5 protein-coding genes are annotated in these 13,550 nt (G+C 67.3%); 1 reads left to right on the top strand and 4 read right to left on the bottom strand.

All coding sequences use genetic code 11. The annotated features are described in order from the left end of the window. Positions 1-12 precede the first annotated feature (12 nt). From HMPREF1224_RS40160 to HMPREF1224_RS40145, 4 genes are read right to left on the bottom strand one after another with little or no spacing between them, the layout of a single operon-like run. Positions 13-1,200 (bottom strand): beta-barrel domain-containing protein, encoded by a 1,188-nt coding sequence (locus tag HMPREF1224_RS40160; RefSeq protein WP_003102741.1) that lies wholly within the window; start codon positions 1,198-1,200, stop codon positions 13-15. Continuing rightward, positions 1,190-3,361 (bottom strand): type I secretion system permease/ATPase, encoded by a 2,172-nt coding sequence (locus tag HMPREF1224_RS40155; RefSeq protein ID WP_003114950.1) that lies wholly within the window; start codon positions 3,359-3,361, stop codon positions 1,190-1,192. The genes HMPREF1224_RS40160 and HMPREF1224_RS40155 overlap by 11 nt, the downstream gene beginning before the upstream one ends. Beyond that, positions 3,351-4,628 carry a TolC family protein gene (locus HMPREF1224_RS40150; protein ID WP_003102743.1) on the bottom strand — a complete coding sequence of 426 codons (1,278 nt, stop codon included), beginning with the start codon at positions 4,626-4,628 and terminating at the stop codon, positions 3,351-3,353. Before HMPREF1224_RS40150 ends, HMPREF1224_RS40155 begins: the two co-directional genes overlap by 11 nt. Then, a complete protein-coding gene (locus HMPREF1224_RS40145; RefSeq protein ID WP_010794058.1) occupies positions 4,628-11,647 on the bottom strand; it encodes an Ig-like domain-containing protein in 7,020 nt (2,339 codons plus the stop codon). The genes HMPREF1224_RS40150 and HMPREF1224_RS40145 overlap by 1 nt, the downstream gene beginning before the upstream one ends. A gap of 259 nt (positions 11,648-11,906) precedes the next feature. Between HMPREF1224_RS40145 and HMPREF1224_RS40140 the strand changes: the two genes are divergently transcribed. Beyond that, positions 11,907-13,211: an IS1380-like element ISPa33 family transposase gene (locus tag HMPREF1224_RS40140; protein ID WP_010793081.1), complete on the top strand. Its 1,305-nt coding sequence runs from the start codon at positions 11,907-11,909 to the stop codon at positions 13,209-13,211. Positions 13,212-13,550 lie beyond the last annotated feature (339 nt).

Raw genomic sequence — 13,550 nt, 5'->3', positions numbered from 1 at the left:
GTCCTGCACGCCTCAGTAAAGGCGCGCCTTGATCAGCGGCCGCAGCAGGTAGTTGAGCACGCTGCGCTTGCCGCTGAGGATGTCCACCTCGGCGACCATCCCCGGAATGATCGGCAATACCTCCTCGCCGCGCTTCAACTGGCTGCCATCGGTCTTGATCAGCACCTGGTAGTAGGACTCCTTGCCATGCGGGGTGTCCTCCTCGATGGTGTCGGCACTGATCTGCTCCAGGGTGCCCTTGAGGTCGCCGTAGATGGTGTAGTCGTAGGCGGTGATCTTCACCTTGGCCGGCATGCCGGGAACCAGGAAGGCCACGTCGCGCGGCTTGATCTTCGCCTCCACCAGCAGACGCTCCTCTACCGGGATCACTTCCATGATCGGCTCGCCGGGCTGGATCACCCCGCCGCGGGTGTTGATCAGCACGGTGTTCACCCGCCCGCGCACTGGCGACAGGATCTCGGTGCGGCGCAACTGGTCCTGGCGCTGCTGGACGATCGGTTCCAGGGCGCTGAGATCGGCCTTGCGCTGGGCGCGCTCGGTATAGGCATCCTGGAAATAGGTGCTTTTCAGCTCGGTCAGCTTGCCGCTGAGGGTGGCGATGTCCTGGCTCAGCTTGAGCGCCTCCATCTGGCTCACCGCACGCTTGGCCACCAGCGGGCGAACCAGGTCGAGCTGGCTCTGCGCCAGGTGGATCTGCCGCTGGATCGCCTGGGTGCCCTCCACCAGTTTGTCGCGGCGCGACTTGAACAGCTCGCGTTCGGAACGCGCCAGCGGCCCCTCGGGATCGACGTCCGGCGGGAACTCGATGCTCTTCTTGCCTAGCACCTCGGCGTCGAGCCGGGCAATGGCCGCGCGCAGCACGCTGGCCTGGTTCGCCGACTCCTGGAAGTTGGTGAGGAAGCGCGTCTCGTCGAGGCGCACCAGCGGCTGGCCGACTTCCACCAGGTCGCCCTCCTTCACCAGCAGGCGGTCGAGGATGCCGCCCTCCAGGCTCTGGATCTTCTGGATGCGGCTGAACGGCACGACCCGACCGTCGCCGCGGGTCACCTCGTCCAGTTGCGCCCAGGCCGCCCAGCCGATGAACAGCAGCACGCAACCGAGCAGGGTCCAGAGCAGCGGCCGGTAGACCGGGTGGGTAGCCGCCAGCAACGGGTCGGCCAGTTGCCGGCGCAGGGCGGCGGCGTCGCGGTCAGAGTCCATGGTTGCCTCCTTCGGCGGCCTGCGGTGCCTGTACCTGGTTGCCCTGCACCACCTGCTCCAGCGGGCCGTCCATGATCACCCTGCCCTGGCGCAGGACCACCGCACGCTCGACCAGGGCGAGCATGCTTTTCTTGTGGGTGGTGATGACCAGGGTGCGCTTGCCCAACCATTGCTGCAGGTAGTCGATGACCTGTTTCTCGCTGCCCTGGTCGAAGGCCGCGGTCGGCTCGTCGAGCAGCAGGATCGGAGGGTCCTGTAGCAGCACCCGGGCCAGCCCGACGGCCTGGCGCTGGCCGCCGGACAGGCTGGCGTTGCCCTGGATCGGCATGTCCAGCCCCAGCGGGTGGCCGCGGACGAAAGCGCCCAGGCCGACCCCGTCGAGGGTCTCCAGCAGTTCCTCGTCGCCCAGCGCGGCGTTCTCCAGGTTGAGGTTGTCGCGCAGGCTGCCATGGAACAGCGCCACGTCCTGCGGCAGGTAGCCGATACCGCGCTGGCGGTCGGCCGGGTCGATCTGGGTCAGGCTGACGTCGTCCAGCAGCAGGCGTCCCGCCTGCGCGTCGAGCAGGCCGCTGAGCAGGCGCAGCAGGGTCGACTTGCCGGCGCCGTTGCCGCCGAGCAGCGCCACCCGCTCGCCGGCGCGGATGTTCAGGGCCTGCACGTCGACCACCGGCGGGCTGTCGCCGTGGGCCAGGCGCACGCCCTCCAGGCGGTAATGTCCCTGCAGGCGCTCCTTGTGCACGAAGCGCTTGCCCTGGGGTCGCTCCTGCTCGGCGCTCATCAGTTGGTCGAGGCCTTCCATCGCCACCTTGGTGTGCTGCCAGCGACCGAGGATGCCGGCCGCCTGCGACAGCGGTGCGATGGCCCGAGAGGCGAGGATCGAGCAGGCCACCAGGCCGCCGACGGTCATCGCGCCCTCGCTGATCCGATAGACGCCGAAGACCACCACGCCGACGTAGCAGAGCTGCTGGACGATGCTCGCCGAGTAGCTCAGGGTCGAGGCCAGGGTATGGGTCTTCATCGCCGTACCGGCCAGTTCGCCGGTCAGGGTTTCCCACTGGTGCAGGCAGCGGCCTTCGGCGCGGGTCGCCTTGACCGTCTCCAGGTGCTCGAAGGCTTCCAGCAGCACGCCGTTCTTCATCGCCCCTTCGCGCAGGTTCTGCCGCGACAGGTGGCCGAGCAGGCGCTGGGTCAGCAGCCCCGGCAGGATCATCAGCACGCAGGCCACCAGCGGCACCCAGACCACATGGCCGCCGATCACGGCGATGATCAGCAGGAAGATCGCCACGAACGGCAGGTCGCTGATCAGCGCCGCGCTGGACGAGGTAAAGAACTCGCGCACCGACTCGAACTCCCGCACCTGGGTACTGAAGGCGCCCATCGACGCCGGCTTGGCGGCGACCCGGGTGCTCAGCACGCGGGAGAACAGCAGGGTCGAGAGTTGCAGGTCGAGGCGCTTGCCGAGCACGTTGAGCAGGTGGCCGCGCATGATCCGCAGGACACCGTCGAGGACGATCGCCAGGGCCACGCCGCTGGCGAGGATCCACAGGGTGTCGAACGCCGCGTTGGGCACCACGCGGTCGTAGACCTGCATGGCGAACAGTGCCGAGGCGACCGCCAGGACGTTGGCCACCAACGCCGCGGCGGTGACCTCGGCGTAGGAACGCCAGAGCCGCTTGAGCGGGCCGAAGAACCAGTGTTCGGGCAAGGCGCTGGCGTAGTCGCCGACCCGCCCGTCCGGGCGGTAGCGGCACTTGGCGAAGACCGCCGTGCCGCTGTACAGCGCTTCCAGCTCGGCCAGCGGCATCCTCTGGCTTCCGCCGTCGCTCTGCGGTACCAGCACCTCGGCGTGCTCGCCGTCGTTGCCCACCAGCACCAGGGCGCGGCCGTCGTCGAGCAGCAGCAGGGCCGGCAGCAGGTAGCGATCGATCCGGCGCAACGGCTGGCGGGTGACCTGGGCGGTGATGTCGGCGCGGCGCAACGCGCGGGCCACCAGGTGCAACGGCAGGCGACCGTGCTCCAGCGGCATGCCGTCCACCAGTTCGGCGTCGCCGAGCGGTCGGCCAAGCTGCCGGCAGAGCAGCAACAAGCCCTGGCGCAACGGGTCGACGATGGGGTCGTGGTTGAGGATCACGACGTTATCCGGGGTTTTCTCAGCTTCCATGATTCAGCCGGTTCTCCAATAGCGGACCCAACAGGCCGACTTGCGCGGCCGCCCGATACTCGATGCGCTTGCGTTCGATCCGCAGGTTGATCAGTTGCCGCTCTGCCTCGAACCGCTCGCGCTGCACGTTGAGCAGGTCGATCACGTCGCGCCGGCCAACCTCGAACTGTTCGCGATACAACTCGCCGACCTGCTCCGACTCGGTCACCTGCTGGGTCAGCGACTGTTCCCGCCAGCGCAGCGTGTCGCCGTTGTCGAAGAGGTTCTGCAATTGCCGGCGGATGTCGCGCTGCATCGCGTCGGCGCTCCATTTCGCCGACTCCAGGCGCTGCTGCGCGGCGGTCGGCCGGCGGAAGTTGGAAAGCCCCTGGAAGGTGTCCATGCGGAAGCGCAGGGATACCACCGAGTCGCTTTCCGGATGCCCGCCGATCTCCCGGCGCAGCGCGCTGGCCTCCAGGTTCAGTTGCGGCAGCAGCGACGCCTTGGCCTCGCGGACCTCGGCCTCGGCGACATTGGCGTCCTCCAGGGCCTTGCGCTGCAAAGGCGATTCGCGGATCACCCGCGCCATATCGCTGGCCGCCAGGTAGCGTTGCAGCGACATCGGCTCGGGCTCCACCAGGTCGGCGGGCTCCTGGCCGACCAGGATCGCGTACTGGTTGCGCGCGTCCTGCAGGTTGCCCTTCTCCAGCGACAACTGCTCCTGGGCCCGCGACAGTTCCAGATTGGCGCGATCCAGCTCGCTGCGGTCGGCGTAGCCGTCGCCGCCGCGCGCCTGGGTCATCTCGCGGATGCCGTCGAGGCGCTGGATGTGTTCGCGCACCGCCTCCACCCGGCGCTCCGAGGCAAGCACATCGAGGTAGGTCTCGACGATATCCAGCGCCGCATCGTCGCGCGCCACCAGCACCGCCTCGGACAGCTTGCGCTGGGTCGCGCTGGCGCTGTCGACCTTGCTCGTCACCCGACCCCAGTCGTACAGCATCTGCGACGCGGTGAGATCGTAGACGATCTCGCCGAAGTCGAACTCCTGCGGCCCCCCGGACATCGTCACGGAGGGGTAGTACCCCCCTTTGGCCATCTCCACCTCGGTGCCTGCACGGTCCGCTTCGGCCATCGCGGATCGTACTTCCGGGTGGATCGCCAGCCCTGCCCTGACCGCCTGGTCGAGGGGCATGGCCGACGCGAACATCGGCAGACCCAGGGAAAGGAGCCAGATGGCTCCCTTCCCATGCCGCCGTCCCTTGCGCGCGTACTGCCTGCGCCCGCGCATCAGACCACGACCTGTACCGTGTTGTCCTCGATCAGCAGGGTGGTACTGCCGAAGGTGTAGACGTCGTAGGTAATGCCGTTGATCAGTTGCGTGGTACCGGTATTCACCGCGCCCACCACGTTCAGGGTGTCGTTGTTCTCGCCGGTGATCTGCAACGTGTTGTTGGCATCGGTGATGGCATCCACCTCCGCCGCGGTCAGGGTCAGCACGCTACCCGAATCGCCCTTGCCGAGGTCGATGCGCTCGAGGTTGCTGAGCGTGCCGACGCCGACGGCGTTGTAGTCGAGGTCGATGCCGTTGGCCAGGACCAGGGTGTCGAACCCGGCGCCGCCATCGATGCTGACGAAATCGGTCGCGGTGATCTGGATGGTGTCGTTGCCGTTGCCGGCCACCACGTGATCGCCGGTGCCCACGTTGAAGATCAGGTCGCTGCCGTCGCCGCCGTTGATGTGCTCCGAACTGCCGTTGGCGCCGGACAGCACGTCGTCGCCGGAAGTACCGTTGACATCGATCTGGCCGATATTGAGCGACAGTCCGTTGGGGGTCAGGGTGATCCCGTAGGCGGCGCTGTCGTTGCCATTGGAGTCGGTGGACACCAGGTTGAACGAGATCTGCGAGCCGAGGTTGAGGATGTCGGTGATGTTCAGCCCCAACTGGGTGAGGATGGTCGGGCTCAGCAGGTTCAGCGAGAAGTTTCCGGACGAATCCGCCTGGATCGGCAGCAATTCGACGTTCAACGCCGGGGTGATGACCCGGATCACCACGCTGGAGTCAGGCTCGGTGGTTCCGCTGAAACCGAAACGCGGGTTCAGCGGGTTGAGGCTGACGTCGAGGCCGAAGTTGCCGATGGTCACCGGTTGCTCGATGCTGGTGCCGACGCCGATGCTCGCCGTGTTGCTCGGGTTGCCGGCCGGGTCGCGTCCGACCACCGACACCTGGGCATTGAGCAACTGGTCCCAACTGAAGTCGATGTCCAGGTCGGTGAGCAGGTTCAGCGACGCCAGCCCGCTGTTGTCGGCGGTCACCGTGGCGGTGGCGGTCACCCCGCCGACGTCGACGGTCACCGTCAACTCGGTCCCTGGCTCCGCCGAGATGGTCAGGATGTTGCCGACCAGGGACAGCACCGGGGTCGCCGGCGGAATGGTGTCGATGGTAAACGGCACCGGGGTCGACGCGGTGCCGCCGTTGATGTCGGCGGTGACGGTCGAGGCGCCCTCCGGGAACGGGCCCATGCCGCCGGGAGGCGTCAGGGTCAGGGTCAGGTTGCCGGCGGCGATGTCGCCGGCGGTGAGGGTATGGCTGACCTCGGCCTCGTAGCCGTTCTGCCCGGCGAACTTGACCGTGACCACCTGGCCGACCTGCATGGTCGGACGGACCGTCACATCGACCTGGATGCCGTCGCCGATCTCCGCGGCGTTGATCCAGGTATCGGCGGCTTCCGGCACGCTGATGGTCGGCGGCGCCAGGTCCGGCGCGTTGATGGTGGCCGGCCCGCTGACGTTGCCGGCGGCGTCCACGGCAACCCCGGCGATCAGTTCGCCGGTGATCAGCGGCGGCGCGAACGGCAGGCTGAAGTTGCCGGCGCCGTCGACGGTGACCGTGATCGGGTTGGCGGTGTCGCCGTTGACCACGATACGCACCTGACTGTTCGGCTCGGCGGTGCCGGTCAGCAGCGCGCCGTCGGCGCTGATGCTCAGCAGCGGAGCGGACGGCGCCACCGAGTCCACCGTGGTGCTGGCCGGACCGCTGGCGTTGCCCGCGGCGTCTTCGGCGACGGCGTTGATCACCGTACCGTTGGCCAGCGGCGTGCCGGGGGTGAAGGTCCAGTTGCCACTGCCGTCGGCGGTGGTCTCGCCGATCGGGTTGCCGTTGCCGTCGGTGAGGATCACTTTGGCGCCGACCTCGGCGGTGCCGGTGATCACGCTGCCGTTGCTGGCATTGATCACCGGCGTGGCCGGCGCCACCGTATCCACCGTGGTGCTGGCCGGACCGCTGGTATTGCCGGCCGGGTCCTGGGCCACGGCGTTGACCACCGTGCCGTTGGCCAGCGGCGTGCCCGGTGTGAAGGTCCAGTTGCCGCTACCGTCGGCGAGGGTCTGGCCGATCGGGTTGCCATTGCCATCGGTGAGGATCACCCGGACGCCGGGTTCGGCGGTACCGCTGAGTTCGACACCATTGCTCGGGTCGATCACCGGGGTGGCCGGGGCCACCGCGTCCACCGTGGTGCTGACCGGACCGCTGGTGTTGCCGGCGGCGTCCTGGGCCACCGCATTGATCACCGTGCCGTTGGTCAGCGGTGTGCCCGGAGTGAAGCTCCAGTTGCCGCTGCCATCGGCGGTGGCCTGCCCTATCGGGTTGCCGCCGCCGTCGGTGAGGATCACCGTGGCCCCGGCTTCGGCGGTACCGCTGATCACCGTACCGTTGCTCGGATCGAGCACCGGGGTGGCCGGGGCTACCGAGTCCACCGTGGTGCTGGCCGGGCCGCTGGTGTTGCCGGCGGCGTCCTGGGCCAGCGCATTGATCACCGAGCCGTTGGCCAGCGGCGTGCCCGGCGTGAAGCTCCAGTTGCCGCTGCCGTCGGCGGTGACCTGGCCGATCGGGTTGCCGTTGCCGTCGGTGAGGATCACCGTGGCCCCGGCTTCCGCCGTACCGCTGATGACGACTCCATTGCTCGGATTGATCACCGGCGCCGGCGGGGCGATGGCATCGACGGTGACGCTGGCCGGACCGCTGGTATTGCCGGCCGGGTCCTGGGCCACGGCGTTGATCACGGTGCCGTTGGCCAGCGGGGTGCTCGGGGTGAACGTCCAGTTGCCGCTGCCGTCGGCGGTGGCCTGGCCGATCGGGTTGCCGTTGCCATCGGTGAGATTGACCACCGTGCCATTGGCCAGCGGCGTGCCGGGCGTGAAGCTCCAGTTGCCGCTGCCATCGGCGGTGACCTGGCCGATCGGGTTGCCGTTGCCGTCGGTGAGGATCACCGTGGCCCCGGCTTCCGCCGTACCGCTGATGACGACTCCGTTGCTCGGATCGATCACCGGCGCCGGCGGGGCGATGGCATCGACGGTGACGCTGGCCGGACCGCTGGTATTGCCGGCCGGGTCCTGGGCCACGGCGTTGATCACGGTGCCGTTGGCCAGCGGGGTGCCCGGGGTGAACGTCCAGTTGCCGCTGCCGTCGGCGGTGGCCTGGCCGATCGGGTTGCCGCCGCCATCGGTGAGGATCACCGTCGCGCCGGCCTCCGCGGTACCGCTTATCTCGGTGCCGTTGCTCGGATCGATCACCGGCGCCGCCGGGGCCACGCCATCCACAGTGATCACCGCCGGCGCACTGTCGACATTGCTTGGGCTGCGCGCCACCACGTTGACCACCGTGCCATCCGGCAGCGGGATGCCTGGAGTGAAGGACCAGTTGCCGCTGCCGTCGGCGGTGACCTGGCCAATCGGGTTGCCGTTGCCATCGGTGATGATGATGGTGTTGCCGGCGTCCGCGGTGCCGCTGATCACCGAACCGTTGCTCGGATCCACCTGCGGGATCGACGGCAGCGAGGAATCCACCGTCGTGGTAGCGGGAAGGCTGGTATTGCCGGCGGCGTCGCTCGCGGTCACGTTGACCACGGTGCCGTTGGGCAGTTGCGAGCCGGGCGTGAAGCTCCAGTTGCCGCTGCCATCGGCGGTGGTCTGGCCGATCGGGTTGCCGTTGCCGTCGGTCAAGGTCACGGTGCTGCCCGGCTCGGCGGTACCGTTGAGCAGGTTGCCGTTGCTCGGATTGACCACAGGCGTGTTCGGCGCCACCGCGTCCACGGTAGCGCTGCCCTGCGGGCCGGTATTGCCCGCAGGGTCCTGGGCCACGGCGTTGACCACCGTGCCGTTGGCCAGCGGCGTGGCGGGCGTGAAGGTCCAGTTGCCGCTGCCGTCGGCGGTGGTTTCGCCGATCGGGTTGCCGTTGCCGTCGGTGAGGATCACCTTGGCCCCGGCCTCCGCGGTGCCGCTGATGGTCGTGCCGTTGCTCGGATCGATCACCGGCGCCGGCGGCGCCACCGCGTCCACCGTGGTGGCGGCCTGCGGGCCGGTATTGCCGGTCGGGTCGGTGGCCGTGGCGACGATCACCGTGCCGTTGGCCAGCGGCGTGCCCGGCGTGAAGCTCCAGTTGCCGCTGCCGTCGGCGGTGACCTGCCCTATCGGGTTGCCGCCGGCATCGGTGAGGGTCACGGTGGCACCGGCCTCGGCGGTGCCGCTGATGACGACGCCGTTGCTCGGGTTGATCACCGGCGCCGGCGGCGCGCTGGAATCGACGGTCACCGTCGCCGGCGGGCTGCTGTTACCGGCGGCGTCCTCGGCCACCACGTTGACCACAGTACCGTTGGCGATCGGCGTGGACGGGGTGTAGGTCCAGTTGCCGCTGCCGTCGGCGGTGACCTCGGCGATCGGATTGCCGTTGCCGTCGGTGAGGATCACCGTGCTGCCCGGTTCCGCAGTGCCGCTGAGGCTGCTGCCATTGCTCAGGTTGACGGTCGGCGTGGCCGGCGCGATGGCGTCCACGGTGGTGCTGCCCTGGCCGCCGGTATTGCCGGCCGGGTCGGTAGCGGTGGCGTTGACCACGGTTCCATCCGCCAGCGGCGTGGACGGGGTGAAGCTCCAGTTGCCGCTGCCGTCGGCGGTGACCTGCCCGATCGGGTTGCCATTGCCATCGGTCAGAGTCACGCTGCTGCCCGGCTCGGCGGTGCCGCTGAGCGTGGTGCCGTTGCTGGGGTTGATCACTGGCGTGGCCGGGGCTACCGAGTCCACGGTGACACTGCTGCCCGCACTGGTGTTGCCGGAGGCGTCGGTGGCCGTGGCGTTGACCACGGTGCCGTTGGGCAACGGCGTGGTCGGAGTGAAGCTCCAGTTGCCGCTGCCATCGGCGGTGACCTGCCCGACGGGATTGCCGTTGCCATCGGTCAGGGTCACGGTGGCGCCCGGCTCGGCGGTGCCGCTGAGCGTGGTGCCGTTGCTCGGGTTGACCACTGGCGTGGCCGGTGCCACGGCGTCCACGGTGACGCTGGCCGGCGAACTGGCGTTGCCGGACGGGTCGGTAGCCGTGGCGTTGACCACCGTGCCGTTGGGCAACGGCGTGCTCGGGGTGAAGGTCCAGTTGCCGCTGCCGTCGGCGGTGACCTGGCCAATCGGGTTGCCGTTGCCGTCGGCCAGGGTCACGGTAGCGCCCGGCTCGGCGGTGCCGCTGAGGGTCGTACCGTTGCTCGGATCGACGGTGGGCGTGGCCGGCGCGACGGCATCCACGGTAACGCTGGCCGGCGGACTGCTGTTGCCGGCGGCATCCCTGGCCACCACGTTGACCACGGTACCGTCCGGCAGCGGGGTGGACGGCGTGAAAGACCAGTTGCCGTTGGCATCGGCGGTGGTCTGGCCGATCGGATTGCCATTGCCGTCGGTCAGGGTCACGCTGCTGCCCGGTTCGGCAGTCCCGCTGAGTTCGCTGCCGTTGCTCGGCTCGACCACCGGCGCGTTCGGCGCCACGCCGTCGACGGTGATGGAGGTCGCCGGGCTGCTGTTGCCGGCGGCGTCCCTGGCCACCACATTGACCACGGTGCCATCCGGCAGTTGGCTACCGGGGGTGAAGCTCCAGTTGCCGTTGGCATCGGCGCTGGTCTGGCCGATCGGATTGCCGTTGCCGTCGGTGATCACGATGGTCACGCCCGCTTCCGCCGTACCGCTGAGGACGCTGCCGTTGCTGGCATTGACCTGGGGCGCGTCGGGGAAGTCGGGAGCTTCGGCGGTGACCGGGGTGCTGCTGTTGCCGGCCGGGTCGGTAACGATCACCGTCACCGTCTCGCCATTGGTCAGCGGCGGGTTCAGCGGGACCTCGAAGCTGCCGCCGGGACCGACCACCACGGTGGTGTCCGGCTGGCCGTCGCCGTCAGTGTCGACACCGACGGTGGCGCCCGGCTCTGCGTTGCCGGTGACGCTGCTGCCGTCCGGCGCCACCTGCACGTCGGTGGCCGGCGCCGGGGCGGTGGTGTCCGGCGCCTCGACGGTCACCGGGGTGCTGTTGTTGCCGGCCGGGTCGGTAACGATCACCGTCACCGTCTCGCCATTGGTCAGCGGCGGGTTCAGCGGAACCTCGAAGCTGCCGCCGGGGCCGACCACCACGGTGGTGTCCGGCTGGCCGTCGCCGTCGGTATCGACGCCCACCGTCGAGCCGGGTTCGGCCTTGCCGGTGACGCTGCTGCCGTCCGGCGCCACCTGCACGTCGGTAGCCGGCGCCGGGGCGGTAGTGTCCGGAGCGGTGACCTGGGCCGGCGGGCTGGCGTTGCCAGCCGGGTCGGTGACCACCACGGTGACCGTCTGGCCATTGGTCAGCGGCGGGTTCAGCGGAGCGGTGAAATTGCCGTTGGCATCGGCGATCACGGTGAGGTCCGGCTTGCCGTCGCCATTGGTATCGATGCCGACGCTCGCGCCGGCCTCGGCCTGGCCGCTGATGCTGCTGCCGTCAGGCGCTATCTTCAGGCCGCTGGCCGCCTTCGGCGGAGTGGTGTCCGGGGGCACCGAAGAACCGCCGCCGCCACCGCCGCCGCTGCTGTTGGAAATCGCCACCCCGGCGCCGATGGCCGCCGCACCGACCAGCAGCGCAGTCCCTGCGCTCATGCCACCGAGCACACCGGCGCCGGTCAGCGACTCGAAACCGGCCAGGCTTTCCTGCGGGATGTAGCCGGCCATCAGCGGCCCGTCGGCAGCGACCGGCGGCAGATCTACCGCCACCAGCTTGTCCTTGTCGGCCAGGAACAGTTGGCTGGAAGGCTGGCCTTCCGCATAGAAGTTGGCGATCCGGACGCTTTCCCCGGTCTTCAGCTGGACGATCAGGTCCGAACCGCTCTTCGAGTATCCCGCCACCGACTCCGGTGCGACATCGAGCGCGATATTACTGCTCTGGGAGAGTTTGAGTATCCCGTTTTCCGGAACCTCGACGGCAGCCGCAGAAGAAATACTCTGATCGATAGGGGTAACTTTCGCCTGGATCGACATTTCCGACATTCCTCTTGTCAAGCAGCGACCGAACGGCCGCACCATGTAATCCAGAAATAGCAGCTTTTAAATAAAAGGCGAGTCTGACTTTATATATAACGACTAAGAAAACCCCCATGAAAAATTCAATTTAGATAACCCCTGGAAAACACGCAGCCATTTAGCCCGGATTTCTCATGACCGCATAAACAAAAACGGCTGAAAGCCTTATGATTCTTGTCGCCAAACAAAGCCCCATAAGTCTTCAGCCGCGCACAAAATGCTACCAGAAAAACTCCACTTTTCACCCCTCTCTCGCCGCCTCGTCGAGGCCTCTTTCACCGGTGGTCACATCACCTCGGATGCGGGCTTGTTGCTGCTGCGCGAGGTCGACCGGCAACATGGCTTGACCCGCCGCCTGGCCAAAATCGTTCCCGATCGGCGTGATCCTGGGCGTGTCCAGCATGGACTGCAGACACTGCTCGCCCAGCGTATCTATGCACTGGCCGCCGGCTACGAGGATCTCAACGATCATGACGGCCTGCGCCATGACTACGCGCTGCAGACTGCGGTCAACCGCCTGCAACCGCTGGCCGGCAAATCCACTCTGGGGCGCCTGGAACAGCAAGCCGATCGCGAAACGGTGGTGCAAGCCCATCGCCTGCTGTGGGAGCACTTCATCGCCCAGCATGACCAGGCGCCGGCTGAGATCGTGCTCGACTTCGATGCGACCGATGTGCCGGTGCATGGTGATCAGGAAGGGCGCTTCTTCCATGGCTATTACGACCATTACTGCTTCCTGCCGCTCTATGTGTTCTGTGGTCGCCATCTGCTGGTGAGCTATTTGCGCCCGAGCAACATCGATGGCGCCCGACACAGTTGGGCCATCCTGGCACTGCTGGTCAAGTTCATTCGCCGCTTCTGGCCAGAGACCCGCATCGTGTTCCGCGGTGACGGCGGTTTTTGCCGACATCGCATGCTCGACTGGTGTGACCGCAAGCAGGTGGATTATGTGGTGGGTCTGGCCCGCAACACCCGCCTGCAGCGGATGGCGGCGCCGGCCATGCAAGCTGTCGCCGAGGCCTACCAAGAAACCGGGCAGAAGATGTCCGGCGTGTATCGCTTCCTCTATCAGGCCGGTAGTTGGCGTAGGCGCCGCCTGGTCGTGTCGCGCCTGGAACATGGCGAGCAGGGTGCCAATCCACGCTTCATCGTCGTGTCCCGCTTTGCCGAGGATGCTGCCCAGCAGTACTACGAAGACTACTGCGGCCGTGGCGACATGGAGAATCGGATCAAGGACCAACAGTTGGATCTGTTCGCCGACCGCACCTCCAGCCCACGCTGGTGGACCAACCAGTGGCGGCTGATGCTGTCGGCCTTTGCCTATGTGCTGTTCGAACGGCTACGCGATCATCTCCAGGGCACCGCATTGGCGCGCATGAGCATCCATAACCTGCGCTTGAAACTGCTCAAGATCGGTGCGGTGATCATTCGCAACAGCCGGCGCATCCGCGTGCTGATCAGCGAGGCCTATCCGCATCAGGAACTCTTTGCGGGGCTGGTTGCCCGCCTCAAGCCGACCTGAACAGGCGGGCGCCCCCGGCCCGGCTCAATGGGGGAAAGGGGGCAGTGCGCCCCATACGCGGGAATTGAATAAAAAACGATCAATTTTTAGCGGTGGAAGGCAGGTTGTTGATACACCGAGGCTTCACCGGCCACGCCTGCCGGCCTCATGAGAAATCCGGGTTAGCCATCACACGCCTATCTAATTGATAAACAATATATAATCAAAAAGTTATAATACTTTATAAACAACCCCCATCACCTGGCACGGCAAATCGACTAAATAACCCAGCGGGCAAATATCAGAACTCTACGATGCATATTTCATAAAAAACCGGGAGAAATGAAATAGCACTTCCCG

Source organism: Pseudomonas sp. P179 (assembly GCF_000478485.2).
Taxonomy (GTDB): domain Bacteria; phylum Pseudomonadota; class Gammaproteobacteria; order Pseudomonadales; family Pseudomonadaceae; genus Pseudomonas; species Pseudomonas aeruginosa.
Note: the sequence above shows the minus strand (reverse complement) of the source record. Positions and strands in the feature narration are given on the sequence as shown.